The organism is Porphyromonas sp. C0026D3 (assembly GCF_056590775.1).
This window is the reverse complement of the sequence record NZ_JBWPWU010000002.1, coordinates 1-25,465: the sequence shown is the minus strand read 5'-3', so window position 1 is coordinate 25,465 and position 25,465 is coordinate 1. Positions and strand designations below refer to the sequence as shown.

At 47.8% G+C, this 25,465-nt stretch carries 22 protein-coding genes and 1 pseudogene; 19 read left to right on the top strand and 4 right to left on the bottom strand.

Annotation, left to right across the window (positions count from 1 at the left end; translation table 11 throughout):
- Positions 1 to 284: 284 nt before the first annotated feature.
- The 10 genes from AC1EK1_RS01695 to mutY all read left to right on the top strand — a co-directional run bounded on the left by AC1EK1_RS01695 (position 285) and on the right by mutY (position 9,048).
- Positions 285 to 701 (top strand): SoxR reducing system RseC family protein, encoded by a 417-nt coding sequence (locus AC1EK1_RS01695; RefSeq protein ID WP_480305312.1) that lies wholly within the window; start codon positions 285 to 287, stop codon positions 699 to 701.
- Positions 702 to 744: 43 nt separating this feature from the next.
- Positions 745 to 1,611, top strand: coding sequence for a Fe-S cluster domain-containing protein (locus AC1EK1_RS01690; protein WP_480305310.1), 867 nt, complete (start codon positions 745 to 747; stop codon positions 1,609 to 1,611).
- Between the two features lie 60 nt (positions 1,612 to 1,671).
- A complete protein-coding gene (rsxC, locus tag AC1EK1_RS01685) occupies positions 1,672 to 3,003 on the top strand; it encodes an electron transport complex subunit RsxC (RefSeq protein WP_480305309.1) in 1,332 nt (443 codons plus the stop codon).
- 23 nt (positions 3,004 to 3,026) lie between these two features.
- Positions 3,027 to 4,025 (top strand): RnfABCDGE type electron transport complex subunit D, encoded by a 999-nt coding sequence (locus AC1EK1_RS01680; RefSeq protein WP_480305307.1) that lies wholly within the window; start codon positions 3,027 to 3,029, stop codon positions 4,023 to 4,025.
- Complete coding sequence (locus AC1EK1_RS01675; RefSeq protein ID WP_480305306.1) at positions 4,026 to 4,622, top strand: RnfABCDGE type electron transport complex subunit G; 597 nt, start codon at positions 4,026 to 4,028, stop codon at positions 4,620 to 4,622.
- Positions 4,619 to 5,212 carry an electron transport complex subunit RsxE gene (gene rsxE, locus AC1EK1_RS01670; RefSeq protein ID WP_480305304.1) on the top strand — a complete coding sequence of 198 codons (594 nt, stop codon included), beginning with the start codon at positions 4,619 to 4,621 and terminating at the stop codon, positions 5,210 to 5,212. The genes AC1EK1_RS01675 and rsxE overlap by 4 nt, the downstream gene beginning before the upstream one ends.
- A 15-nt stretch (positions 5,213 to 5,227) precedes the next feature.
- Positions 5,228 to 5,800, top strand: coding sequence for an electron transport complex protein RnfA (locus tag AC1EK1_RS01665; RefSeq protein WP_480305303.1), 573 nt, complete (start codon positions 5,228 to 5,230; stop codon positions 5,798 to 5,800).
- 83 nt (positions 5,801 to 5,883) lie between these two features.
- The gene (galE, locus tag AC1EK1_RS01660) at positions 5,884 to 6,918 is read left to right on the top strand and encodes a UDP-glucose 4-epimerase GalE (RefSeq protein WP_480305302.1); all 1,035 of its coding nucleotides are present in this window, start codon (positions 5,884 to 5,886) and stop codon (positions 6,916 to 6,918) included.
- 52 nt (positions 6,919 to 6,970) lie between these two features.
- Positions 6,971 to 7,912: a ribose-phosphate pyrophosphokinase gene (locus AC1EK1_RS01655; RefSeq protein ID WP_480305301.1), complete on the top strand. Its 942-nt coding sequence runs from the start codon at positions 6,971 to 6,973 to the stop codon at positions 7,910 to 7,912.
- A 17-nt stretch (positions 7,913 to 7,929) separates the two neighbouring features.
- On the top strand, positions 7,930 to 9,048 hold the full coding sequence (gene mutY, locus AC1EK1_RS01650; RefSeq protein ID WP_480305300.1) for an A/G-specific adenine glycosylase: 1,119 nt from the start codon (positions 7,930 to 7,932) through the stop codon (positions 9,046 to 9,048).
- Positions 9,049 to 9,216: 168 nt separating this feature from the next.
- Here mutY and AC1EK1_RS01645 read toward each other — a convergent pair whose 3' ends face one another.
- Together AC1EK1_RS01645 and AC1EK1_RS01640 are read right to left on the bottom strand one after the other, a co-directional pair.
- Positions 9,217 to 11,280 (bottom strand): protein-disulfide reductase DsbD family protein, encoded by a 2,064-nt coding sequence (locus AC1EK1_RS01645; protein ID WP_480305299.1) that lies wholly within the window; start codon positions 11,278 to 11,280, stop codon positions 9,217 to 9,219.
- Positions 11,281 to 11,325: 45 nt separating this feature from the next.
- A complete protein-coding gene (locus AC1EK1_RS01640) occupies positions 11,326 to 12,069 on the bottom strand; it encodes a pseudouridine synthase (RefSeq protein ID WP_480305298.1) in 744 nt (247 codons plus the stop codon).
- A 422-nt stretch (positions 12,070 to 12,491) separates the two neighbouring features.
- Here AC1EK1_RS01640 and AC1EK1_RS01635 point away from each other — a divergent pair, with 422 nt between their 5' ends.
- From AC1EK1_RS01635 to AC1EK1_RS01610, 6 genes are read left to right on the top strand one after another with little or no spacing between them, the layout of a single operon-like run.
- On the top strand, positions 12,492 to 13,469 hold the full coding sequence (locus tag AC1EK1_RS01635) for an agmatine deiminase family protein (protein WP_480305296.1): 978 nt from the start codon (positions 12,492 to 12,494) through the stop codon (positions 13,467 to 13,469).
- Entirely contained in the window at positions 13,466 to 14,341 is an 876-nt protein-coding gene (locus tag AC1EK1_RS01630) for a carbon-nitrogen hydrolase (protein ID WP_480305294.1), read from the top strand. The genes AC1EK1_RS01635 and AC1EK1_RS01630 overlap by 4 nt, the downstream gene beginning before the upstream one ends.
- Positions 14,342 to 14,377: 36 nt before the next feature.
- On the top strand, positions 14,378 to 16,411 hold the full coding sequence (locus AC1EK1_RS01625) for an alpha amylase C-terminal domain-containing protein (RefSeq protein ID WP_480305292.1): 2,034 nt from the start codon (positions 14,378 to 14,380) through the stop codon (positions 16,409 to 16,411).
- A complete protein-coding gene (locus AC1EK1_RS01620) occupies positions 16,408 to 17,418 on the top strand; it encodes a type I phosphomannose isomerase catalytic subunit (protein ID WP_480305290.1) in 1,011 nt (336 codons plus the stop codon). Before AC1EK1_RS01625 ends, AC1EK1_RS01620 begins: the two co-directional genes overlap by 4 nt.
- A complete protein-coding gene (locus AC1EK1_RS01615) occupies positions 17,415 to 18,872 on the top strand; it encodes a bifunctional metallophosphatase/5'-nucleotidase (RefSeq protein WP_480305288.1) in 1,458 nt (485 codons plus the stop codon). The genes AC1EK1_RS01620 and AC1EK1_RS01615 overlap by 4 nt, the downstream gene beginning before the upstream one ends.
- Before the next feature lie 35 nt (positions 18,873 to 18,907).
- A complete protein-coding gene (locus AC1EK1_RS01610) occupies positions 18,908 to 20,323 on the top strand; it encodes a Gfo/Idh/MocA family protein (RefSeq protein ID WP_480305286.1) in 1,416 nt (471 codons plus the stop codon).
- Positions 20,324 to 20,440: 117 nt separating this feature from the next.
- Here the strand turns inward: AC1EK1_RS01610 and AC1EK1_RS01605 are convergent, their stop codons facing one another.
- Both AC1EK1_RS01605 and AC1EK1_RS01600 read right to left on the bottom strand, forming a co-directional pair.
- Entirely contained in the window at positions 20,441 to 20,971 is a 531-nt protein-coding gene (locus AC1EK1_RS01605; RefSeq protein WP_480305285.1) for a cob(I)yrinic acid a,c-diamide adenosyltransferase, read from the bottom strand.
- Positions 20,972 to 20,995: 24 nt separating this feature from the next.
- Entirely contained in the window at positions 20,996 to 22,111 is a 1,116-nt protein-coding gene (locus AC1EK1_RS01600) for a lactonase family protein (RefSeq protein WP_480305284.1), read from the bottom strand.
- A 562-nt stretch (positions 22,112 to 22,673) separates the two neighbouring features.
- Here AC1EK1_RS01600 and AC1EK1_RS01595 point away from each other — a divergent pair.
- The 3 genes and pseudogenes from AC1EK1_RS01595 (at position 22,674) to AC1EK1_RS01585 (ending at position 25,405) form a co-directional block, all read left to right on the top strand.
- Positions 22,674 to 23,902 (top strand): annotated as a pseudogene (locus tag AC1EK1_RS01595) (site-specific integrase).
- Between the two features lie 5 nt (positions 23,903 to 23,907).
- On the top strand, positions 23,908 to 25,086 hold the full coding sequence (locus AC1EK1_RS01590) for a tyrosine-type recombinase/integrase (RefSeq protein WP_480305283.1): 1,179 nt from the start codon (positions 23,908 to 23,910) through the stop codon (positions 25,084 to 25,086).
- 160 nt (positions 25,087 to 25,246) lie between these two features.
- Complete coding sequence (locus AC1EK1_RS01585) at positions 25,247 to 25,405, top strand: helix-turn-helix domain-containing protein (protein ID WP_480305281.1); 159 nt, start codon at positions 25,247 to 25,249, stop codon at positions 25,403 to 25,405.
- Positions 25,406 to 25,465 lie beyond the last annotated feature (60 nt).

The window sequence follows — 25,465 nt, the reverse complement described above, 5'->3', positions numbered from 1 at the left end:
TGTTCGGTTTTTTCACGGGTAGAAGCGATCAGTTTCACGGATAGAAGCAAAACTTTTCACGGATAGAGGCGATTGCTTTGTTCCATAAAAGAAAAAAGTACAGACAATGCAAGGGGGCATTTTCATTGGGCCTGTTTGTTGTAAAAAATAGGTACTTTTGCACGGAGTAAAGAAATACCTACAAATGGGTATTAAGACCACAAAGCAAATATAGCGCTATTGATCGTGCTATCGTGAAATGAGCCGATGATGATTTTGAGCGCTGTGTTGGGTTTGAACTTAGTATGGATGCCGTAAAAGGAATTGTATGCGGGGTGCATGCGGGGGGAATAGATGTACGGGTGATTCAGCAGTCTGCCTGTAGTGGCTGTCATGCTCGTGCGGCCTGTACATCGCATGAGTCTTGCGAGCGCATGGTCTCTGTCAGAGACTATCCCGACGGAGTGAAGGTGGGTGATACTGTGTTGTTGGTCGCCAAGGAGAGTATGACCCTGAGGGCGGTATTGCTTGCCTTTGTGGCACCACTGGCTTTGATGTTGATTGTGGCTGTTGTACTCACTGGTTGTGCTGTACAAGACCTAGCGATTGCGTTGGTATTGCTTGCTCTGCTATTGATGTATTGGGGAGGGGTGTATCTTTGTCGTGGGTATATTGATCGCAAACTTGTGTTTTGGGCTGAGCCTGTAGAGCAACGACTCTAGTCCTCACTTTGACGAAATAAAAACAAACAAGAAATATTCACTCATGGTTGTTGGAATAACAATACTTTTTCTGTCACTAGTCGGAGCCATTAGCTCGGTTTTGTTGTTTACCGTGGCGAAACACTTCAGGGTAGTTGAGGATCCTCGGATAGGCGAAGTAAATGCTTTGTTGCCTCAGGCAAATTGTGGAGGGTGTGGCTACCCGGGGTGTGCAGGCTTTGCCAAAGCTTGTGTGGAATCGGAGACTCTGGATGGGCTTTTTTGTACGGTAGGGGGAAATGATACAATGGCCGGAGTGGCTGAAGTCCTTGGACGCTCAGTGAAGAAGGAGGATCCCAAAGTGGCGGTCGTGCGCTGTAATGGGAGTTGTGCGAATAGGCCTCGTACCAACCTGTATGACGGTGTTCACTCCTGTGCAATCGCTGCGCAACTGTATGGTGGAGAGACCGGATGTTCGTGGGGATGCTACGGCATGGGGGACTGTACACTGGTGTGCGACTTTGATGCCATACATATGGATCCTATCACCGGGCTACCCGTGGTGGATGATGATAAGTGTACTGCTTGTGGTGCGTGCGTGAAGACGTGCCCCAAGATGATTCTGCAGCTACGAAAGAAGGGACGCAAAAACAGGCGGATATATGTGGCCTGCATGAACCAAGAAAAAGGCCCTGTCGCCAAAAAAGCGTGTGCGGTATCTTGTATTGGCTGTGGTATGTGTTTCAAGCAGTGTGAGTTTGAGGCTATTGAGATAAAGAACAATCTGGCCTATATAGATGATGTCAAGTGCCGACAGTGCCGTAAGTGTGCCACTGTTTGTCCTACATCCGCAATACATGAACTCAATTTCCCGCTTCCCAAGAAAGTTGAGCAAGAAAAAGCGAAAGCGGAGGAGGTGACCCTATCGTAGACTTTAGGGAATAGGTAAATACGCAAGAGAGTAATCTGAAAAATCGATACTAAAATATCTATGGCTAAGACTTTTAGGATAGGGGGTATTCACCCGTGTGCCAATAAGCTATCGTCCGGGACCCCTATTGTGGCACTGCCTCTTCCCGAGAGTGTGCAGATTCCGATTTCGCAACACATTGGTGCACCGGCTGTGCCTGTGGTAAAAAGGGGGGATGCCGTGAAGGTAGGAACCTTGATTGCCAAGTCTGCCGGTTTTGTGTCTGCAAATATACATGCATCCATATCCGGAAAAGTACACAAGATCGAGGAGGTGGTTGATGCATCCGGGTACAAAAAAACCGTCATTACGATCAAGTCCGATGGTGAGGATGTATGGGAAGAAGGGATAGACAGGAGCGAAACCCTGGAAAAAGAGGTGAAGCTTGCAGCGGAGGATATCGTCTCTCGCATCAATGAGTGTGGAATTGTGGGAATGGGAGGTGCCACATTTCCGACAAACGTGAAGCTCACTCCCCCAAAAGGAATGACCCCCGAAGTGATCATTGTCAATGGCGTGGAGTGTGAGCCATACTTGACTGCCGACCACCGTCTCATGCTGGAAAAGGGTGAGCAGATCCTGATCGGCGCAACAGCCCTGATGAAAGCTACGGGGGTCGGGCGAGTAGTAATAGCCATAGAAGAGAATAAGCCGGATGCAATACAGCACCTCTCGGAGCTTGCACAGGAGTACTCAGGGATTGAGGTCCAACCACTCAAGGTAAAGTACCCACAGGGAGGAGAAAAACAGTTGATAGATGCCGTCCTACATCGGCAAGTGAAGAGTGGACAGCTCCCAATCTCTGTGGGGGCAATTGTCCAAAATATAGGCACGGTCTATGCTATATATGAGGCGGTACAAAAGAATAAACCGCTCATTGAGCGAGTCGTCACGGTGACAGGAAAACACCTTGCACAGCCGGCCAACTATCTTGTCAGGTTGGGAACCTCAGCCTCCGAACTTATCGAAATGTCCGGGGGCGTACCTGAGGGTACCGCGAAAATAATCAGCGGAGGCCCCATGATGGGAAAGGCTTTGGTAGAGGAGGGGGTGCCGGTCACTAAAGGAACCAGTGGAATCCTATTCCTTGATGAAAAGGAGACAAAGCGCAAGCCAATGAGAAACTGTATTCGTTGTGCCAAGTGCGTAAATGTTTGTCCTATGGGGCTCAACCCAGCCTTCCTAATGAGAGATACGGTTTTCAAAGACTGGGAAACCCTAGAGAAAAATCATATAATGGATTGTATAGAGTGCGGCAGCTGTAGCTATACATGTCCAGCCAATCGTCCGCTATTGGATCGTATCCGACAAGGAAAACAGATTGTGGGCGGGATTATTCGTTCAAGAAAATAACACTAGAATAGCGATTAAAAAAGATGTTGAAGTCATTGCTCGTGTCGCCATCACCACATATCCACAGTGGTGACACCATCGAGAAAAACATGTATGGGGTGATTATAGCCCTCCTGCCGGCTCTCGTGGCATCGGTTCTGTTTTTCGGGATTGATGCACTCTTGCTAACCATTGTGTCGATTGTCTCCTGTCTGGTGTTTGAGTTTTTGATTGCTCGGTACTTATTGCGGGAAAAGCAACTCACTATTCAGGATGGATCCGCTCTTCTTACCGGCCTCCTGTTGGCCATGAACCTCCCTGCCAACTTGCCGATATGGATCGTTATTGTCGGTGCACTTGTCGCAATTGGCTTGGGTAAAATGGCTTTTGGTGGCTTGGGCAACAACATATTCAACCCTGCTATCTTGGGCCGTGTTTTCTTGTTGGTATCTTTTCCCCAACAGATGACGACTTGGCCGGCTCCAAGAAGGTTGATGGAAGCCACTGACGCAGTGAGTTCTGCAACCCCACTGGCTATAGTAAAAGGGATTGCCAAGGGAACCGAAGGGTTTAGCGTTGACCAATTGAGTACCGCCTGGGACGTGGTACTTGGGCAAATGCTTGGATCTCTGGGAGAGGTTTCGGCCATTGCCTTGTTGCTGGGATTTGTCTACCTGCTTATAAGACGAATTATCACTTGGCACATTCCGGTCTCTATACTGCTTACAGCATATCTATTTGCCGGAATCATGCACCTTATTAATCCGACACTATACGTATCTCCGTTGATTCACATCGTAAGTGGTGGTATGCTACTCGGTGCGATATTTATGGCCACAGACTATGTGACCTCTCCAATGACCAAATCAGGGCAGATCATTTATGGTGTGGCAATAGGACTGATAACAATGCTTATCCGCCTTTTCGGCGCTTATCCCGAAGGTATGTCCTTTGCGATACTGATCATGAACGCCTTTACCCCAATGCTCAATCGCTTTACCTCCCCAAAACTTTTTGGAGCCGGTAATTTAATCCAAAAATAGATGAAGAAACTAGCCTCAACCCTGCCAAATATGTTGCTGTCACTCACAACAATCTGTTGTGTTGCAGCGGCACTGCTCGCAGTTGTTTACTTGGTTACCAAGCCGACAATTAGCGCACAAGAACAACAGACCCTTCTGGAGGGAATCAGTAAGGTGACACCGGAGTTTGATAATTCCCCATACGAAGAAAAGGTTACCGTCACGCTAGATAATGATGAACTCGTGATCTATCCGGCACGAAAAGACAAAGCCCTTCAGGGTGTAGCCGTGGAGTCCGTTTCCCATAATGGTTTTGCTGGAGATGTAAAGGTCCTTGTGGGATTGGATATGGCAGGAAATATCATTGATTACACGGTGCTTTACCAGGCAGAAACTCCCGGTCTGGGAGCTAAAATGGACCACTTTTTTCACGAAGAGGGCACACAGCACTATGTTCCGGGAATGTCCGTGGCTACCCCACTTGCTGTGGCAAAAGATGGGGGAACGGTAGATGCCATCACTGCTGCCACAATATCTAGTCGAGCTTTTCTTGATGCTTTGAACAAGGCATATACCGCCTTTCAGCTAGCCTTAGACCAAAACCTTCTATCGAAATGAACAAACTGAAAATCATACTCAACGGTATCATTGAGGAGAACCCCACCTTTGTGTTGCTCCTCGGAATGTGTCCTACGCTTGGTACCACGTCCAGTGCGACTAATGGTCTAGGTATGGGGCTTGCCACTACCTTTGTACTCATCTGTTCCAACTGCGTTATATCATTGATCAAGGCATTTATTCCAGATACCGTGCGTATTCCTGCCTTTATAGTAGTGATTGCAACTTTCACCACGGTCGTGCAGATGATTCTCCAGGCATACGTGCCCGTACTCTACTCTGCACTGGGTATTTTCCTGCCCCTGATTGTCGTCAATTGCATTGTTCTTGGACGTGCAGAAGCCTTTGCAGCAAAAAATGGTGTCTTGGACTCTGCGCTTGATGGTGTGGGTATTGGGCTTGGGTTTACTTTGGCTTTGACTCTCCTAGGATGTATTCGTGAATTGCTGGGCAATGGAACTTTGTTTAATTTCAGAATATTGCCGGCTGACTATGGAGTCCTGGTCTTTATCCTCGCACCTGGGGCCTTTTTGGCTCTTGGAATGCTCATAGCCACAAAAAATTATTTCTCTAACCGCCAAAAGGCATAGCCCCCCAAAAAAGACATGGAGTATTTTGTTTTGTTCATTACTGCTGTTCTTGTCAACAATGTGGTGTTTTCCCAGTTCCTTGGGATTTGTCCTTTCCTAGGCGTTTCAAAAAAGTTGACAACAGCGGTTGGCATGGGAGCCGCTGTAGCTTTTGTCCTGACCTTAGCTACTTTGGTCACATTTGCTATCCAAAAGCTCATCCTTGATCCATTTGAAATAGGATATATGCAAAACATTGCATTTATCCTAGTCATAGCTTCTCTAGTACAGATGCTTGAGCTTGTCCTAAAAAAGGTATCACCAGCCTTGTTCCAGGCCTTGGGTGTATTTTTACCTCTTATCACTACGAACTGTGTTATCCTTGGTGTCGCGATTATGGTAATTCAAAAGGACTATAATCTCTCCAAAGCACTTGTTTATGCAGTCTCCACTGCAGTGGGATATGCTTTAGCGATATGTGTGTTTGCTGTTATTCGTGAACAGTTGGACAAAACAGCTGTACCGGCGTCATTCAAGGGAACTCCTATTGCTCTCATTGTGGCCGGGATCCTTTCTCTAGCTTTTATGGGATTTACGGGACTCGTGTAGATCAAGTCTTTTTTGTTTACCTTTGTCTCTAAGAGTAAGTATTTAGAAAACTACACGTCAACCACATTAACACAACCAATATAATGAGCAAGCATAGCATACTCGTCACCGGCGGAATGGGGTACATTGGATCTCACACCACAGTTGAGCTTATTGAAGCCGGATACGATGTGATCATCGTTGATGACTTGTCCAATTCTAATCCGTCTGTATTAGACGGTATCGAAAAGATAACGGGAAAAAGACCAACCTTCTACCATGAGTCTTGCAACGATCTAGATGCTATGGAGAGGATTTTTTCCGAGGAAAAGAACATCTCTGGGATCATTCACTTTGCAGCGAGCAAAGCTGTTGGCGAGTCGGTACAGAAGCCCCTCTTGTACTATAGAAATAACATAACCTCTTTGCTAAATATGCTTGAGGTCATGGAAAGGCATTCTGTCAAAGGGATCGTTTTTTCATCCTCCTGTACAGTGTACGGACAACCAAAGATGTTGCCGGTCACTGAGTCTGCTCCGATACTCCCTGCTACATCACCTTATGGCAATACCAAGCAGATAAATGAGGAGATCATCGCGGATGCGATACACGCAGGTGTTCCTTATAAAGCTGTTATCCTAAGGTATTTTAATCCCATTGGAGGCCATGAGTCGGCACTTATCGGTGAGCTCCCTACCGGAGTCCCCCAAAACCTAGTTCCGTACCTTACTCAGGCGGCTGCCGGAGTGCGCAAGGAATTGACCGTTTTTGGTGACAACTACGACACTCCGGATGGCTCATGCATACGTGACTACATTGACGTGGTAGATCTCTCAAAAGCTCATGTGAAAGCCATTGAGAGGATGCTCAAAAATGAGTCTGAAGATAAGGTGGAATACTTCAATATCGGTACAGGGCGTGGTGTGAGTGTCTTGGAGCTTATCCATACCTTTGAAAAAGCAACCAACGTCAAAGTGCCATACAAGATAGGACCAAGACGTGAAGGTGATATTGAACAAGTATGGGCTGATCCAACTCGTGCTAATACTGTACTTGGTTGGAAAGCTGTAAGGCCACTTGATGAGACTCTAAGAAATGCATGGAAGTGGCAACAAAAAATAAAAAGTCAGCAGATCTAGTGAGCAATACTCTTGTAAAGTAATATAAAAATCCCCAATTACTACCATGTCTATGATATACAACGACTATTTGGTCTTCTCCGGGACAAATAGTTTGTACCTTACCGAGGAGATTTGTAAGAATCTCAATTGTGAAATGGGAAAAATGCGTGTTGACCGCTTTGCTGACGGAGAGTTTGCGGTGAACTATGAGGAGTCCATCCGCGGAAAAGATGTCTACCTCGTGCAGTCAACCAATCCCTCCTCGGATAATCTGATGGAGCTTTTGCTGATGATAGATGCAGCAAAGCGTGCAAGTGCACACTATATATCAGCTGTGATTCCCTATTTCGGGTGGGCTAGGCAAGACCGCAAAGACAAACCAAGAGTTTCTATTGGAGCTAAGTTGATCGCAGACTTGCTACAGACTGCCGGAATTAGCCGTCTGATTACCATGGATCTTCATGCCGATCAAATACAAGGCTTTTTCAATGTTCCGGTGGATCACTTGTATGCCTCGACTATTTTTACGGAGTATATCAACGACAACATTGACCGCGATAACTTGGTCATTGCGACCCCTGATGTGGGGGGTACAAAGCGGGCCAATGCATATGCCAAAGCTCTTGGCGTTCCTCTTGTGATTTGTCATAAGCTGAGACTCAAGGCAAATGTCGTGGCGGAAATGAGAATTATTGGCGATGTTGAGGGTAAAGATGTCCTCCTGATTGATGATATTGTTGATACAGCCGGTACGATAACTAAAGCGGCAAACCTCATGATGGAAAATGGAGCAAAATCTGTACGAGCCCTTGCTTCTCACGCCGTTATGAGTGATCCTGCCACATCACGAATAGAGCAAAGTGCTCTTACCGAGATGCTGTTCACAAATTCAATCCCCTACCACAAAGGCGGTAGCAATATCAAGTGTTTGTCTGTGGCACCGCTTTTTGCGGAGGCTATCCGTAGGGTAAGCAGACACGAGTCCATCAGTGATGGACTCTATGGAATGTAATCGAGGGATCTTTTTCCTTGATCATCAAACCTCAAAAGCGTAAGGCGACTCAGAATTCGACGATTTCTGAGTCCTTTGCGCTTTCTTTTCGGCGTATGCTCTTGGAGTGGTTCCGTCTAAACGGACGTGACCTACCGTGGCGTGGAACCAAAGACCCATACAAAATTTGGGTCTCTGAGATTATTTTACAACAGACTCAAGTCGTACAGGGCCGTGCATACTATGAACGTTTTATCAATGCTTTACCCGACGTAAAGGCCTTGGCAAGTGTTTCTGATGACAGCTTGTTGGTACTTTGGCAGGGGCTGGGATACTACTCTAGAGCGCACAACCTCAAGTATTCAGCACAGTTGATAATGGAGCGCTATGCCGGCGTGTTCCCGAATACAGTTGATGGGGTCGCCTCTCTAAAAGGGGTAGGCCCTTACACTACAGCAGCAATTATGAGTATTGCATACGACTATCCATTGGCTGTCGTCGATGGAAATGTCTACCGAGTACTTAGTCGGCTTATGGGATCCGAGCATCCTATCGATACTGTGCCGGGAAGAAGGTACTATGCCGATTTAGCTAATCTTTTGTTGGATCCCAATTTTCCTTCTCACTACAACCAAGCCATGATGGACTTGGGAGCACTCGTCTGTACGCCGCGCAACCCCTCTTGCGAGGATTGCCCTGTTTGTTCTTTGTGTCAAAGCCGTGGCACCACCTTGGTCAACCTGCTTCCCCGGAAAGAAAAACGCACTCAAGTTGCTGAGAGATACCTATATTTTTATCTGTATATCCATGATGGCCGTTTTGCTGTTGAACGTCGTGGAAAGTCTGGTATTTGGAAAGGTCTCTATCAGCTTCCTCTAGATGTAAGTGAGTCGCCAAAAACTTTACCTATGTGCCTGAAAGACTGGACTGTGGTAGATGAAATTATCCTTCCTGATCACCGCCTCTCACATCGTCTCCTTCACATTAAAGTATATATTTGTAATCAGAAAGAAGATGCTGTCAATGACAAGTCATGCGACTATGACTGGGTCAAAGTCTCCGAGCACCAAGACTTGGCTTTTCCAAAGCCATTGCGAGCTTTCTTGGATCAATACTTTTCTGCTTCATCTCTTCCATTATTTTGCAGTACTCCATAGCGAGTGCGCTGCTATTTTACGGGACATTCCACAGGGTTGCGCAGCTTTTCATTGAAGCTTTTTGAAAAAAGGCTTTTTCGTGGTACTAGTCACAATAAAAGACCGGATAGATAAAGATTTCTCCAATATCTATCCGGTCTTTTGGGTTATTTATTCGGGCGGAGAACCTTATTTTTTCTTAAACTCTGCCAGCCCGGAGTTGAGCCAATCAATGTACTTTTTGACGTCTTCGTCAAATCCATAGCTAGGAGCAAGGGGTTGCCCAGCGTTATCAAGCATGACGTAAAATGGCTGTGCGTTGCTACCAAACTTGTACCTCTGGAAGTAGCTCCACTTATCCCCTACAGTCTTGAGTTTACGTTGCTGCCCATTCTCAGTAATCAGAATGGTCTCAGGTAGCTGTGTCTTGTCGTCTACTATGAGTGTGATGAGGACAAATTGGTTGTCAATGATCTCTTTCACCGTTGGATCTGTCCAGACAGAAGCTTCCATCTTTCGGCAATTGACGCAACCATAGCCAGAGAAGTCGATAAGGACTGGTTTGCTCTGCTGGGCGGCATAGGCCATGCCTAAGTCGTAATCTCGGAATTGTGGGTGTACTTCCGCGTCGTATAGGTTGAAGTCTTGGGTGGTAAGAGGTGGTGCAAAGGCACTGATTGACTTCAGAGGCGCTCCCCACAACCCAGGTACCATGTAGACGGAGAATGCTAGAGAGATGATACCCAAAAAGAGACGGGGTACTGTGACGCGCTCAAGGGGCGTATCGTGCGGAAAGGTGATTTTCCCAATGAGGTATAGTCCAAGTAGGGCGAAGATAATGATCCAGAGCGATACAAAGACTTCACGATCCAGAATTCCCCATCCGTAAGCCAAGTCTGCAACCGACAAAAACTTGAGTGATAGTGCTAGTTCAAGGAACGCAAGGACAACCTTGACACTATTCATCCAGCCACCACTTTTAGGTGCACTTTGAAGCCAATTCGGGAAAATGGCAAATAGGGAGAAGGGTAGAGCCAGTGCCAGCGCAAAGCCAAACATACCTATTGCAGGCCCGAAGATATCTCCTCGAGATGCCGCATCGACGAGTAGTGTCCCGATGATTGGTCCTGTGCATGAGAATGACACGAGAACCAGAGTGAAGGCCATGAAGAAAATACTCAGTAGGCCTCCTGTGGACTCTGCTTTAGCATCAAGTTTATTGGTCCAGGACTGTGGTAGGACGATCTCAAATGCGCCAAAGAAACTGACTGCAAAGGCCACGAGCAGCAAGAAGAAAATGACATTAAACACTGCATTTGTAGCTAGACTATTGAGGGCACTAGCTCCAAATATTCCGGTGATGATTAGCCCAAGTCCTAGGTAGATGACGATAATCGAGATGCCGTAAATGATAGCATCGCTGATGGCTTTTTTTCGATTTTTGGTCCGCTTTAGAAAGAACGACACAGTCATTGGTATCATGGGCCAGACACAGGGAGTGAGTAGAGCTATCAGACCACCAATGAATCCGAGCGCTAGGATGATCAGAAGTGAGCTATCCGTGGCTTGTAGGTTTTTGTCTCCGTATGCCTTGAGTTCACTGATTATAGGTGTCCACATTGGATTTTTTTCACCTACTTCGTTAGAGGTGAGTAGTGGGGAGATTTCTCCGGCACCTTGAGTCTTGGTGCTGTCTTGCTCTTCAGCAATGGGGGCAGTTTCTTGCTGACCATCCGTAGTTGCCTGGCTTATCTTTAACGGTGTGGCAAGATCAGAGGATGTGATTTTGAAGCTTACCCTCGTAGGAGGTGTGCAGGTGTTGTCATTGCACCCCATGTAGATTAGGTCCCCGGCGAGTACGAACCCGGTTGGGTCGGTGATCTGAAACTCCTGTGTGAGTGTGAATGGTTTGGAGTACCATTGGAGATCCATGTCAAAGTTTTGGTCGTGATGGGTCTCTGGCTTGCTAGAGGCGGTGAGTTGGCTACTTGCCTTTACTCCTTTGCTCTCGTCTAGCTCAACACTGGTAGGAGTAGGGCCACCTTTGGGCAACTCTGTGCCGTAGACGTGAAAGCCGTAAGTGGGGGTGCACTTGAATGTCACCGTCAACACGCCATCCTCGGTGTTGGTGTGGTTAATTTGCCAGCTTGCGGCCTCAATGATCTGGGCCTGGGTCACAGTGCCCGGTTGTACAAATGGCACGATGAGCACCAATGACAGTAGTAGCAATAGTCTCGTGGTAGTACGTTTCATTTCTGTTGTATGAAGAAAGGTGTAAAAATTGTTAGTACCCAGTTTTTATCTGTCTTGTAGTCTGTCGTTGCGGAGCAGTGTGAAAAAGTGAGATGGAAATCCTCGCTTAAAGTCTAGCCGCTGCCCAGTCTTGGGGTGCCTGAAGGAGAGTCGAGTCTGGAGTAAGGCTATGTTTTTATCGGTCTTGAAGCTTGATTGCGAGCGAATGTCTCCAAAAATTTTGAGGTTATTGTCTTTCATGACTTTTCGGAGATTGTATATTCTAGCTCCATTGACAGAAACTTCAAGTATAGCCATGCCACTGTTTTCGCTACGCTTGAGGATTTTGTATTTTGTGCTGACACTACGGCTGTAGTGCTTGTCATCGGACTTGGTTTCACTGATTAGCTCTCCTGTGGAGTGGGTGAGCTCGCCTTCAACGCAGAGCACATAGACTTGGTCGCAGATGTACTTTTGCCAATGTCTGATCATTTCGGTCTTGGCGGCGATATTTTTTGCAAAAATAACGTAACCTTCCGTGTTGTTGTCTTGGCGAGTGATCATGAATAACTTGGCATCGGGTGTGGTCTGCTTGAGATGTTGGCTGACAATCCAAATGACCGTGTTTTCCTTTTTTCTGTGTCCAGAATTGACTGTTGGCAGTCCGGCTTTTTTGTACACCACTATGTAGTCGCTGTCTTCCCATATGACCTCAATGGTATTGTGTTTGAGTTCTCCGGGAGGGATGCCTTCGTGTACCGTAATCTTTGCTCCCAAGGGCAGTGCCTTGGTGGCTAGAGTTGTGACCATACCATCTACTGATACGCGCCCAGTACCCAATAGCCGCTTTGTGGCCGTCCGTGATCGCTCTGATTTTTGTTGCAGCACTTCAAGAAGGGTCCCTTCAGACGTAACCCGGTAGGTTTCTTGTACTGGGCTTGGGTTTTCTTCTTTTGTCAGTTCTGATCGCTTTCGCGAAGGAGTGCTACTCATTTTGTCTTATGTATATTATTGTTTTTGAAGTCTACGCTGATCCAAAGGGTACGAGTTACCTAGATTTGATGACGCAAAGTTAATCATTTTCATATATCTGAGAGTGTTTACTTGATGGATTATGCTTATTTTGGAGAAAAGCAGTATTTCCTGTAAGTTTGTGAAGATAATCAACGTTTCAGCAGTTAGGTGTCTTGTGTCGGACATGAGATATCCCTGATTTGATAAAAAAAGAACTGATGATAAAAGCAACAGGGTTGATCCCTGAGTGGTCTTCTCAGGATGCCGTGTTACTCTCATGGCCTACGGCAGAAATGGATTGGGGTATGTATCTACAGTCCGCAGTCAATTGCTATAGCGAGATGATACATGCTCTACTGGAGTTTGTGGATGTCTTTGTTATGTGCCAAACAAAGGATGAGGTTTTGAATTCCCTGGGGGACCTTTCAGGGGCAAACTATCGGCTTCGCTTTGTTGAGCACATGCCACTCAATGATACTTGGATTCGTGACTATGGTCCCCTTTGTACCCTACAAGATGGCGAACGGGTCGTTGTTGATTTTAGGTTCAACGCCTGGGGGCAAAAGTTTGCTTCGGATCAGGATAACCAGTTGATTCTGAGACTCTATGAACGTGAGTTCTTTGAGCCGAGTGTCTGGGTCAAAAACAAGCAAAACATAGTATTGGAAGGTGGGGGTATTGAGGTGAATAGCATGGGGGTTGCCCTAACGACCTCGCCTATGTTGCAGGCGCCCAATCGGAACACTTGGTTGCCCGAGCATGCTCAGTGTGCGGAGATAAAGGCAGCTTTGGGGGTAAAGCAACTATTGGTGCTGGATATGGACCCTTTGGAGGGAGATGATACCGATGGACATATTGATACGATGGTACGTTTTGTGGACGACCACACTCTCGTGACGGTGGTTGAGGGAGACTTCCCTTTCCCTTCCGTCCTACTGCCGATGCCAATGCCTAAGTACTATGATGGACGTCAACTGCCTGCAACGTATGCTAACTTTTTGATTACCAATGGAGGAGTCCTTGTCCCCACCTACAATGATCCGGCGGACGAGGTGGCAATAGGGGTTTTGCAAGAACTGTTTGAGGACCGAAAGGTCGTTGGAGTTGACTGCAGGGCTTTAATCTTGCAAAACGGATCGTTACACTGTGCCACGATGCAATTGCCCGAGGGCTTCTTAAATAAGGCGATGCCATGAAGATAGGAATTATTCAACAACACAACAATCCCAACCTAGAGGATAATAAAAGAAGACTTGCTGAAAAAATTCGAGGCTTAGCGCGAGATGGTGCACAGTTGATTGTGCTACAGGAGCTTCACAATAGCTTGTATTTCTGTCAGGAAGAAAATGTGAAAGTATTTTCTCTCGCTGAATCTATTCCCGGACCATCAACGGAGTTTTTTGGAAATATAGCCCATGAGTGTGGTATTGTATTGGTAACCTCTTTGTTTGAAAAAAGAGCTCCCGGACTATATCACAATACAGGGGTTGTTTTGGAAAAAGATGGCTCCATAGCCGGAGTCTATCGCAAAATGCATATTCCGGATGACCCCGCATATTATGAGAAGTTTTACTTTACTCCGGGTGATTTAGGCTTTGAACCAATAGATACCTCTGTCGGGAGGCTTGGGTTATTGATTTGTTGGGATCAATGGTATCCTGAGGCCGCTCGCCTAATGGCGATGGCTGGTGCAGACCTCTTGATCTATCCGACAGCGATAGGAACGGAAAGTACCGATACCCCTGACGAGCAATACCGTCAATTGGACGCATGGCGTACAATACAGCGTGCTCATGCTGTCGCAAATAATTTGCCGGTGGTTGCTGTAAACCGAGTCGGCTACGAGCGGGATCCATCAGGGCAGACGGGGGGAATTACTTTCTGGGGCAACTCTTTTGTGGCAGGACAACAAGGAGAGATACTCCGAGAACTTTCGCAAGTAGATGAGGAAGAGTGTGTCGTGGAGGTTGATCTCCTCCGGACAGAGATAGTGAGATGCTGGTGGCCTTTTTTCAGGGATCGGAGGATTGAGCACTATGGCGATCTCACACAGAGATTTCGCAGGTAAAGAAATATATTCATAGATAAGACGACAATACTTATTATGTTGAAACTGGTGGAGAATGATCAATGGCTACAGCCCTTTGAGCCTGCTATAAAAGGCCGGATGGACTACATGTCTGCAAGAGAAAAAGAACTGACGGTAAATTGCGGAGGAGACCTCTCCAAATTTGCCCTAGGTTATCTTTACTATGGCTTGCACAAGGAAAAGGATGAGTGGGTGATGCGAGAGTGGGCTCCCAATGCCACTGCTATATATTTTCTCTGTGACGGAAATGGTTGGAAGCGTCACGAAGCCTTTACGATGAAGAGACTGGATGGTGGTGTGTGGGAACTCTATATGCCGGAAAATGCCATCAAGCATGGTGATCATTACAAGCTTTTGGTTGAGTGGCCGGGAGGAAGTGGAGAGCGCATCCCGGCATGGTGTCGCTATACTGTTCAGGATCCGGATACAAAGATTTTCAGCGCACAGGTGTTTGATCCCGAGCAGCCTTACTCATTTCTTTACAAGCGCCCGGTACTCAAGGATGAACCGCTTCTGATATACGAGTGTCACATAGGGATGGCGACAGAGGAAGAAAAGGTGGGGACTTATGATGAGTTTAGGGTGCAAGTACTTCCTCAGATCAAACAGAAAGGATATAATGCCATTCAGATCATGGCAGTGATGGAACATCCCTATTATGGATCGTATGGTTATCAGGTGTCCAGTTTCTTCGCTCCTTCATCACGTTTCGGTACTCCCGATGACTTCAAACGATTGGTGGATGAGGCTCATGAGCTCGGGCTATTGGTCATCATGGATATTGTTCACTCCCATGCGACGAGAAACGAGGAGGAGGGTATTGCAAAATTTGATGGGACCTTCTCTCAATACTTTCATGAGGGCGATCGCATGTTGCATCCTCAGTGGAACTCAATGTGTTTCGACTATGGGAAAAATGAAGTCTTGCACTTTTTGTTGTCCAACTGCCAGTATTGGCTGGATACGTACCAGCTTGATGGTTTTAGATTTGATGGGGTCACCTCCATGCTCTATATGAGCCATGGAGTTAATCAATCCTTTTGTACCTATAGCGACTACTTCAATGGCACCCAGGATGGAGATGCAATCATGTATCTGCAATTGGCCAATAAGTTGATTCATCAGATTTATCCTCATGCGATTACGATAGCCGAAGACTTTAGTGGTATGCCGGGGATGGCGCGTCCTATCGAAGAGGGCGGAATTGGTTTTGATTACAGATTGCAGATGAATATCCCTGACTTTTGGATTAAACTCATCAAAGATCATGTGGATGAAGACTGGAAGCCTGGGTCAATATGGTGGGAAACGACCAATCGACGCAAAGACGAAAAAAATATCTCTTATGCTGAGAGTCATGACCAAGCCATGGTTGGTGACAAAACTCTGATTTTCCGGCTTGTTGACCAGGCTATGTACTGGCACATGGATCGGGCGGATGACAATGCCGAGGTTGCTCGAGGGATTGCCTACCACAAGATGATACGTCTCGTGACGGCGACGACCAATAATGGAGGATATCTCAATTTTATGGGCAATGAGTTTGGACATCCTGAGTGGATAGATTTCCCCCGCGAAGGCAACGACTGGAGTCACCAGTATGCACGCAGGCAGTGGAGCTTGGCGACCAATGGGTACCTAAAGTATAGTTGGCTCCAAGATTTTGATACCGATATGCTCAAACATATTTGTAGCGTGAGCCATTTTGACCAACTCCACTTGGTGAAACTTTGGGAGCAAAACGATCAGCAGGTTTTGGCTTACGAGCGCGAGCGTTTTGTGTATGTCTACAACTTCCATCCAACTGAGTCGTATGTAGACTATCGTGTGCTTGCCCCCTGTGGAAAATACCGAATCATCCTTGACACGGATGACAAAAAGTATGGAGGGTATGGCTTCCAAGATCATAGTGTTGAGCACTTCACGAAGCATGATGATACCTTTATGTACGATGGGAAGGGGTGGCTGAGCCTCTACCTGCCGGCCAAGAGTGCGATTGTGCTTGAGATGGTAGATGTTCAAGATAACTCTAGAAGAAAAAATAAATGAATAACAATATTTCCAATAGCTCAATAACATCACTCCTTCGATTCACTCCAGCCTACAAGACCACCTTGTGGGGAGGAAAGCGGATCTATGAATACAAGGGACAAAAGGCACCGGCTGATAATGTAGGCGAGACGTGGGAGATTTCCGCAATGCCCGGCGATGAGTCTGTGGTGTCTGGTGGGCTTTACGATGGACAGAACTTGGCTGAACTCACAAAGACCTATGGTGCTTCACTGCTTGGAAAGCATGTTTTTGAAAGGTTTGGCTCACACTTTCCTCTACTCATCAAGCTGATTGATGCCAATGATGACCTAAGCATACAAGTTCATCCGAATGATCAGTATGCCAACAACAACCATGGAGGTAAGTTGGGCAAAACTGAAATGTGGTATTTGCTCGATTGCACCAAGGATGCCAAGATCTATGCTGGGTGGAAGAAAGAAACCAATCCCTCTGATTTAAAAGAGATTGTAAAGACCGATGCAGTACTTGACTACTTGATGCTTCACAAACCTGTCCGAGGAGATGTCTTTTTCCTTCCTGCCGGCAAAGTGCACAGCATAGGGGCCGGGTGTTTCGTCCTAGAGATTCAAGAAGCATCAGACCTTACTTATCGCCTCTTTGACTTCAATCGCACCGATGCTCAGGGCAATAAAAGAGAACTTCACATAGACCGAGCGGCTGATGTCATTGACTATAAGGTGGATACCACCGGAATTCTCCACTACGACAAAACGGTCGAAAACCGGCCGGTCATATTGGCTAATTGCCCCTACTTCTGTACCTCTATATGGAGGCTGACGGAGCCAACACTCAGACTTCCGCTTGAGGAGCGTGACTCGTTTACAGTCCTATTTGTCGAGGAGGGAGTAGTGGAAGTGGAGACCGAGGACGAAAAACTCTTGCTCTCGGCTGGCAACATGATCCTGATTCCTGCAGCACAGCAAAAAGTCCGAATCAACCTTACCGGCAATAAGGCGCATCTTATCGATTGTTACATACCATGAGAAGATTCCTTCATGCGGTGTTGATACCGCTTCTCATTACCAGTTGTGGCTTGTTCCAAAAGGAAGCCACTGCTCCTCGGTACGTGACGATACTTGCCGTAAACGACATGCATGCAGAGCTGGATAACTTTCCCCGCTTTGCATTCATTGTTGACAGCCTTAGAGCAATCTATCCGGATCTGCTTCTCGTGTCTGCTGGAGACAATCAGACCGGCAACCCTGTCAATGATATGTATCAACCGACCGGTTGGCCGATGATTGCCCTTATGAATGAAGTCGGTTTTGACCTTTCAGCTGTTGGCAATCACGAGTTTGACTCCAACAGCACAGGATTTGAGTATTTGAGCCAAAAAGCGAATTTTCCCTTTTTGTGTGCCAACTTCAAGAAGCCTGATGATTCGGTGCTCCAAGTAAATCCCACTCACCAGATTACCCTCAAGGATGGCACCAAGGTGGGCTTTGTCTCTTTGCTAGAGGTGAGCAAATTGACCGGATTGCCTAGTAGCCACCCGGACAAGGTGAGGTCTTATACCTTTTATCAGCCACTCAGTGTCGTAGATCGCTTTAAGTCCTTTGCCGACTCTGTTGACTTGGCTGTTTTTGTGAACCACATTGGATTTGAGGATGATCAAGTGCTGGCAACCATGCTTAGCCCGGATCGATTCCCGCTCATTATTGGTGGCCATACACACACGCTTGTACCTGATGAAACCAGTGTGAATGGAGTCCACATAACCCAAGCCAAGAGCAATCTTGCCTACACGACGCTTATCCGTGTTCGGATCAATCGTGATGGTACCAAGCAGGTAACTTCCAAAAACATTTCGGTGGGAAAGGAGGGCTCCGTTGACCCAAAGGTCAAAAAGATGGTGCATGATTTTACGACCAATCCCACACTGCAACGAAAAGTGGCCTACAATCCGCAGGACCTCCAAGACAAAGCACAGATTGGCTATATGATGATGGATGGACTGAGAAATGTGTGCCACACTGACTTCGCTTTGATCAATGGCGGTGGAATCCGTATCCCCTCTCTGTCAAAAGGGGATATAACGGTCATGCAGGTCTACCGTACTGATCCCTTCGGCAATGAGGCCTTGGTATATCGCCTGACCGGTGAACAATTGCGTGAGTTGATTATGGCGCACTGCAACGGTGACAAGTACCATATCTGCTACCCATCGGGCTTCCGAATCATCTATCGCATGACGCCCAACCGTTCGTGCGATGATATTGAGCTCACACTCCCTCACGGCGAGCCACTGGATCTCAACCGCTCCTATACCGTCGCAATCAACAGCTACCTTACCTCGGCGTTTTTGCCAAAGGGGATAGCACCGCTCCATGCCACACACACCATGACAGCGGAGCTGATTGTCCAGTACCTGTCGGCACTCAAAGTGGTCCCCAACTACCAAGCAGAAAACCGAATAGAGATTATCGAGAAGAACTAAACAAAATATACTAACCAAAAAAAATTACATCATTTATGTTCAAAAAAAACATTGGTATGCTTGCGTCACTCTTCGCACTCGTCCTCGGATGTGTAGCATGTGGCGCTAGCTCAAATCAAGACAAGACAGCTCTGCCCGGTATCATCAAGACTGAAGTTCCCGAGCGTCCTGCCGGCCAAGAGGATATGCTTGGCTATGCCGCACCGGCCATTGATACGGTTCGTGTCGGTTTTATTGGTTTGGGAATGAGAGGTCCCAGCGCGGTTTCTCGCTTCACTCACCTTGAGGGGGTAAAGATTGTTGCCCTCTGCGATCTGCACGAGGATCGTGTTCAAAAGAGTCAGGAAATCCTGACCAAAAGCGGTTTGCCTGAGGCTGCCGGTTACTTCGGGAGCGAAGATGCTTGGAAGGAGTTGGTAGATCGTGACGACATTGACCTAGTCTATATCGCCACCAACTGGCAGACACACGTTGAGATGGCCAAGTATGCCATGGAGCATGGCAAACACGTGGCGATAGAGGTGCCGGCAGCCTTTACGCTGGAGGAGATATGGGACCTCATCAATACTTCGGAGCGCACACGCATGCACTGCATGATGCTGGAAAACTGTGTGTACGACTTCTTCGAGATGACCACGCTCAACATGGCGCAGCAGGGCGTCCTAGGCGAAATCCTCTATGCCGAGGGTGGCTACATCCATCAGCTTGAGGAGTTTTGGCCATACTATGAGGGAAATTGGCGCATGGACTACAACCACAAGCACCGTGGCGATGTCTATCCCACGCACGGTATGGGACCGGCTTGCCAGATCCTGAATATCCACAGAGGTGACAAGATGAATACACTTGTCTCCATGGATTCTGATCCTGTATCCATCCCTGCCTACCTCAAGGCTCATGATCAGGATGCATCGGAGTTCCAAAACGGTCAGCATACCTACTCCATTATCCGTACCGAAAAAGGAAAGACCATCCTTATCCACCACGATGTGGCGACCCCTCGTCCCTACTCACGCCAGTACAATGTGGCCGGTACCAAGGGCTACGCTTCCAAGTACCCAACGCCTGGCTTTGCCCTACAGCCGGAGAGCTTGGAGGGAACCACCTTGCCTGATCACGAAAACCTCACCGCACACTCTTGGATGAAGGCTGAGCAGCAACAAAAACTCATGGAGCAGTACAAGCACCCCATCACAGCAGAGCTGGAAAAGACGGCCAAGGAGGTTGGAGGACACGGTGGTATGGACTTTATTATGGACTATCGACTGATCTACTGCCTGCGCAATGGTCTACCGCTGGATATGGACGTCTACGATATGGCAGAGTGGTGCTGTGTCATTCCGCTCAGCAAGCTCTCAATCGAGAACGGTAGCATGCCTGTTGAGGTGCCGGACTTCACACGTGGAGCGTGGAATCGTATCCAAGGCTACTCCCATGCGATGAAGAAATAACCCGTAGGCGGAACCACTTCTTGGTTCCGATAATTACGGAGGAGGTTGTGTCCGATAGTGCGGACACAACCTCCTCTCTTTTTGGGGCGACGCTATCGCAGTGTCTCGGGGCGACCTCTAGTAGTCAATCCCCGGTCGGGATAGGGTGCCGTACAGTGTATAGTAGTGCTTGACCTCCCGCATCTCCGTCACTAGGTCAGCGTAGTCGATGAGTGCTTGTGAGGCGTAGCGGCCGGTGATGATCACCTCTGTGTTTTTTGCACGTTGTTTGAGAGCGTTGATGATGCTCTCCGTGCTCAGTAGCCCATAGTATTCGGCAATTGTCAGTTCGTCCAGGATAACCACATCGTAGCTGCCACTTGTCATGAGTTGTACGACATGCCTGATGGCGGATTGCGCTATCAGGATATCCAGTTCGCTTGGTGGTGCGTCAATGAAGCAACCACGACCGAGTTGCTCTATGAGCAATCGTTCGTTGCCTATTAGTTCACCGAGAAAGGTCTCATGGTAGCGCATGTCCTTTACGAATTGACCGATATAGACGGAGAGTCCGGCTCCGAGAGCTCTGAGTGCTAGCCCAAATGCGGCGGTGGTTTTGCCTTTGCCGTTCCCGGTGTAAAGGTGGACGTAGCCCATTTCCTTACGCATGACAGAAGATGTGGCCGATTGGGGTCAGAAGCGTTGCCACAGGACGAAGACCGGCTTCGTCACCTTTATGGTGAGTTTGGAGCGTGAGAGCTTTCCCGTCGTTTTGTCGCACACGAATACCTGCACCTGGTTGCTGTCACGCGAGGCGACAGCCAGATAGTCATCCGTCGGGCTTAGTGCGAAGTGTCTGGGGTGCAGTCCGGTGGGGAAAAAGCCCACTTCGCTCAGCTTACCGTCTTGGTCTATTTCATAGCTGATGATTCCGGGGTTGGGGTCTCTGAATGAGGCGTAGAGGTGTCGGCCGTCATGGCTGATGGCGATGTGTGCGCCCACAGAGTGCGTGCCGGTGTCAATGGTTTGGAGGGGAGTCAGCTGTCCGTTGTTGTGCCGGTAGACGTAGATTCTAGGGCTGTGCTCTGCGATCAGGTAGGCGTGTTGCCCACTGTCGTCTAGGATGATATGGCGAGGACCGGTCCCTTTGGAGAGGCTTGTGTGCTCGGTGTCGATGGTGAGTGGAGGTGTGGAGCGACTGACGTTGAAGTGAAACACCTTGTCCTGACCCAGGTCGGGTACAAAAAGCTCCCTGCCATTGGGCGACAAGACGACCGCATGTGGGTGCGATATCCCAGCCGTACCTAGCTCAATTCGCCAATCTGCCTGCCCCAGTTTGCCCTCTTTGTCGGTATTGAATAGAGTGATCGACCCCGAGCCGTAGTTGGCGGTCAAGACCTTGTCATCGATAGTGCTGACATAGGTCGGTTCACTGCCCAGTGTGTAGGATTGGTTTAGGAGGGTCAGCTCACCGCTTATTTTATTCAGGCGGTAGGCCGACACAGTGGCTTGCTCCCGAGTCTCATTTGTCACATAGAGTACACCGGTCTTTTTGCTGATGGTCATGAAGGTGGGCGAAGGGGTGTGTACCTTGCCGGTATGCTCAGCGTGCAGGGTTCCTGGGTCGATACTAAAGCTCTGTATGGTCCCGCCCTGCTCTGTGCCACCCAGTGCGCCTATCAGCATAAGGTCGTGGCCGACGCTTGGCTCCGTCCGGTGGTGGTACCCGGGGTTCGAAAAAAGGCCGCATCCGGTTGTGAGCATGGAGGCGACGATCAATAGTGCGAGTCTGTGGGGTGTATATTTCATCTCTTTTTGTCTCTAAAACGTGGTAATCTGCTATGCAACTGACACAAAGGTATCTTAAAAATAGGAGACCATGAAACTGAGCTGTCTCCCATTTGCTCTGCGAGAGAAGACTCCTGCCCTTGGCGTGGGCTGCACACTGTATATGGGCTGCATGGAGAGTGCGAAAACTTAGGTCCCATAGGATGAGACTGTAGTTTCAACGGGGAGAAACTGTAGTTTCAATGTGGAGAAACTGCAGTCTCCAACAGGAACTATTAGGGGAAAGGGCATTAGGGAGAGGATTGCGGGTAAGTAAATGGAAATGAGAGCGGTTCGCACGATATCTCTGTGATTTGCGCTGCGAGGTAAAGTGCAGAAAGCGTGGATTTGAGCAGAAGTTCCGTTACCAAATCGTTAGCCCATTCTCCGAATGGTAACGAAGAGGTAGGAGTAGGTAACTGACGGAAGAGTATTCAGTAAGTGAACTCTCTGCATTTCTGGTGCTGTTGCTCTGATATACAACGCTTTGCGTAGCTGGGAATGCTTCGGTAACGGGTAACTTTGCCCATAGAAATAGAAGCGTATGCAAACAGACAAAATGAAGGTGTTGCTCTACCTCAAAAAGAGCGGATTGGACAGGTCGGGGCTAGCTCCGATTATGGGGCGGATAACCTATGGGCGAACGATAGCTCAATTCAGTTGCAAGCTGTCGTGCGACCCCAAGCTGTGGAATGCTCGTGAGAGCAGGCTGAACGGCAAGAGCCGTGAAGCTGTCACAACGAATGGCAAGTTGGAGCGCTTGCTGCTCTCGGCGCAGTCGGCTTATCAAACCCTTTGTGAGCAAGGGATTGTCTTTACAGCGACTGACATCAAGGAGTTGCTACAAGGTTGTATGCAAAGCCAAATCACCTTTTTGGAGCGGTACGATCAAATGCTCGAAGAGATGAAGCAAAAGGTGGGTATCGAGATAAAGGCAACAGCTCTGAATAGTTACTTTACTATTCGAAAGCATTGAGAGCCTTTATCGAGGAGAAGTTCCACACTTCAGATATTGCTTTCGGACTGATAGAGGAAGACTTCTTGGATTGCCTACAACACTACTCTGTCGGCAAGCTGGGGCATTCGCAAGGTCATTATCGTAAGATGGCATTAGCGGTGAAGAAGGTCTGCCGTTTGGCATATCGTGAAGGGTTGATAACGAGACAACTGTTTGCTCACGTAACGATCGAACGAGGGGAGAACAAACAACCTCGTGCATTGGATAGAGCATCGTTGGATAAGTTGCAGTGCCTCACCTTTGAGTCGTATGAGGTGGAGCTAGAAACTGCTCGTGACCTCTTTCTCTTCGCCTGTTATACGGGTGTTGCCTACTGCGATATGGTTGCCCTTAGTCGGGAGCATCTCTTTACTGATGATGAGGGGGCATTATGGCTTAAGTTCCGTAGACAGAAGACTAATACGCTTTGTCGTGTGAAACTCTTATCTGAAGCGGTCCGTCTGATGGAGCGACATCAATCAGAGGAGCGTGACACACTCTTTGCCCCTATTCCTTATTCGGTTTACCTCGCCCAACTTAAAGCTCTACAACTTCGAGCAGGTATCTCTATTCCCCTTTCGGCACACGTTGGTCGCCACACCTTTGCGACCTTGATTACTTTGGAGCGGGGAGTGCCAATCGAAACAGTGAGCCGAATGCTGGGGCATAGCAATATCCAAACGACCGAGCGATATGCTCATGTGACTCCGAAGAAGCTTTTCGATGAGTTTGAGCAATTTCTCTCTTTCACTGAAGACTTAACCTTAACCTTGTAAGAGCTATGCGCAGTACATTCAGAATACTATTCTACATCAATAAGAGCAAGACCAAAGCAGACGGCACAACGGCAATCCTTTGCCGTATTACCATAGACGGAGCGAGCGCAGTGATAACCACAGGCGAAAGCATTGCCCCCCACGATTGGAGCGTGAAGCGAAGGGCGACAAAGGAGAAGAAGACCAACCAACGTCTGCAAACCTTTCGGGAGAAAGTCGAACAAGGCTACAATACCTTGCTTTACCAATATGGAGCAGTGAGTGCCGAGTTGCTGAAGAACTACTTGCAGGGTGTCGGGAAAACTTCAACGACCCTGCTGGCTCTTAGTGCGGAAGAACTCAAAGCCCAACGAGAAAGCAGTAGTGCGGGTACGTATAGGAACAATCGGTACGCCGATAGGCAGCTTAACTCTTTTGTGCTCAGTCGCAGTGAGCGGGATGTCCCCTTGTCAGCTCTTACGATTGAGTTCTTTGAGGATTATCGCTTCTATCTGAAGATGGAGGGCTATGCGCCTGCAACGATAAATAGCCATCTCTGTTGGTTGAGTCGATTGATGTATCGAGCCGTCAGTCAGGGGACGATACGCTTCAATCCGTTTGAAGAGGTGAAGTATGAAGCCGTGGAGCGCAAACCTCGTTTTCTGAGTAAGGGCGATGTGGCAAAGCTCTTGGCATTCCCGTTGCAGGATGAAGGAGCAGAACTAAGCCGAAGAATGTTCCTTTTCTCCGTCTTTACAGGCTTGGCATTTGTTGACTTGCAGGGGCTACGAGCTTCGCAAATCGAGACGAACAGCGAGGGAAAGCGGTATATCCGCAAGGCAAGACAGAAAACGGAGGTGGAGAGTTTGATCCCCTTGCATCCGATAGCGGAGCAGATACTTGCCCTTTACACGAAGGCGAAGAGCAGAGGAGATAACAAGATATTTCCCGATACAATGAGCGACTGGAAGCTACTCCGTCATCTCAAAGCCGTGGGGTTGGCTTGTGGCATCCGCACTCCGTTGACTTGGCACTGTGCAAGACACACGTTCGGCACGCTAACGCTAGAGGCTGGTGTGCCTATTGAGAGCATCGCTAAGATGATGGGGCATTCGTCTATTGCCAGCACGCAAATCTACGCCCAAGTCACCGACCAAAAGATTGCAAGGGATATGGATAAGTTGATCAAGAGAAAAACGAAATAGAGCGTACAAGAAGAGTTCTTTTACACGAACATTTGCGTTAATGTCTGAAACTCTTCTATTGAGATTTGGATGTTTGCTTTGCATTTCATACCTTTGCTTCAAAGTTCACTCAGTAGTCGGTTTATTTTCTGATAAGAGTAGAACATATATATAGGTTTATATGGCAAGAAAATCAAGCAAAGAGAACATAGTAAAAGAAGCATTTAGGCTTTTCATTTTAAAGGGATATGACAGAGTTAGTATTGCCGAAATTGAGAATGCTGCAAATGTTTCAAGAGGATTAGTGTTTTACTACTTCAAGACATTAGTGTCCCGTTAAAATCGGGACCAGTTAAATATTAATCAAATAACCCCGGAAAGAGGGGACAATCGAGTTCTT

What these genes read in the sequence shown, in the direction of transcription:
- AC1EK1_RS01695 (WP_480305312.1), top strand. Translation starts at nt 285, where the DNA reads ATGGATGCCGTAAAAGGAATTGTATGCGGGGTGCATGCGGGGGGAATA.
- AC1EK1_RS01690 (WP_480305310.1), top strand. Translation starts at nt 745, where the DNA reads ATGGTTGTTGGAATAACAATACTTTTTCTGTCACTAGTCGGAGCCATT.
- AC1EK1_RS01680 (WP_480305307.1), top strand. Translation starts at nt 3,027, where the DNA reads ATGTTGAAGTCATTGCTCGTGTCGCCATCACCACATATCCACAGTGGT.
- AC1EK1_RS01675 (WP_480305306.1), top strand. Translation starts at nt 4,026, where the DNA reads ATGAAGAAACTAGCCTCAACCCTGCCAAATATGTTGCTGTCACTCACA.
- AC1EK1_RS01605 (WP_480305285.1), bottom strand. Translation starts at nt 20,971, where the DNA reads ATGCGTAAGGAAATGGGCTACGTCCACCTTTACACCGGGAACGGCAAA.
- galE (WP_480305302.1), top strand. Translation starts at nt 5,884, where the DNA reads ATGAGCAAGCATAGCATACTCGTCACCGGCGGAATGGGGTACATTGGA.
- AC1EK1_RS01590 (WP_480305283.1), top strand. Translation starts at nt 23,908, where the DNA reads ATGCGCAGTACATTCAGAATACTATTCTACATCAATAAGAGCAAGACC.
- AC1EK1_RS01645 (WP_480305299.1), bottom strand. Translation starts at nt 11,280, where the DNA reads ATGAAACGTACTACCACGAGACTATTGCTACTACTGTCATTGGTGCTC.
- AC1EK1_RS01585 (WP_480305281.1), top strand. Translation starts at nt 25,247, where the DNA reads ATGGCAAGAAAATCAAGCAAAGAGAACATAGTAAAAGAAGCATTTAGG.
- AC1EK1_RS01635 (WP_480305296.1), top strand. Translation starts at nt 12,492, where the DNA reads ATGATAAAAGCAACAGGGTTGATCCCTGAGTGGTCTTCTCAGGATGCC.
- AC1EK1_RS01625 (WP_480305292.1), top strand. Translation starts at nt 14,378, where the DNA reads ATGTTGAAACTGGTGGAGAATGATCAATGGCTACAGCCCTTTGAGCCT.
- AC1EK1_RS01620 (WP_480305290.1), top strand. Translation starts at nt 16,408, where the DNA reads ATGAATAACAATATTTCCAATAGCTCAATAACATCACTCCTTCGATTC.
- rsxE (WP_480305304.1), top strand. Translation starts at nt 4,619, where the DNA reads ATGAACAAACTGAAAATCATACTCAACGGTATCATTGAGGAGAACCCC.
- AC1EK1_RS01655 (WP_480305301.1), top strand. Translation starts at nt 6,971, where the DNA reads ATGATATACAACGACTATTTGGTCTTCTCCGGGACAAATAGTTTGTAC.
- AC1EK1_RS01665 (WP_480305303.1), top strand. Translation starts at nt 5,228, where the DNA reads ATGGAGTATTTTGTTTTGTTCATTACTGCTGTTCTTGTCAACAATGTG.
- AC1EK1_RS01615 (WP_480305288.1), top strand. Translation starts at nt 17,415, where the DNA reads ATGAGAAGATTCCTTCATGCGGTGTTGATACCGCTTCTCATTACCAGT.
- rsxC (WP_480305309.1), top strand. Translation starts at nt 1,672, where the DNA reads ATGGCTAAGACTTTTAGGATAGGGGGTATTCACCCGTGTGCCAATAAG.
- AC1EK1_RS01600 (WP_480305284.1), bottom strand. Translation starts at nt 22,111, where the DNA reads ATGAAATATACACCCCACAGACTCGCACTATTGATCGTCGCCTCCATG.
- AC1EK1_RS01640 (WP_480305298.1), bottom strand. Translation starts at nt 12,069, where the DNA reads ATGGTCACAACTCTAGCCACCAAGGCACTGCCCTTGGGAGCAAAGATT.
- AC1EK1_RS01630 (WP_480305294.1), top strand. Translation starts at nt 13,466, where the DNA reads ATGAAGATAGGAATTATTCAACAACACAACAATCCCAACCTAGAGGAT.
- AC1EK1_RS01610 (WP_480305286.1), top strand. Translation starts at nt 18,908, where the DNA reads ATGTTCAAAAAAAACATTGGTATGCTTGCGTCACTCTTCGCACTCGTC.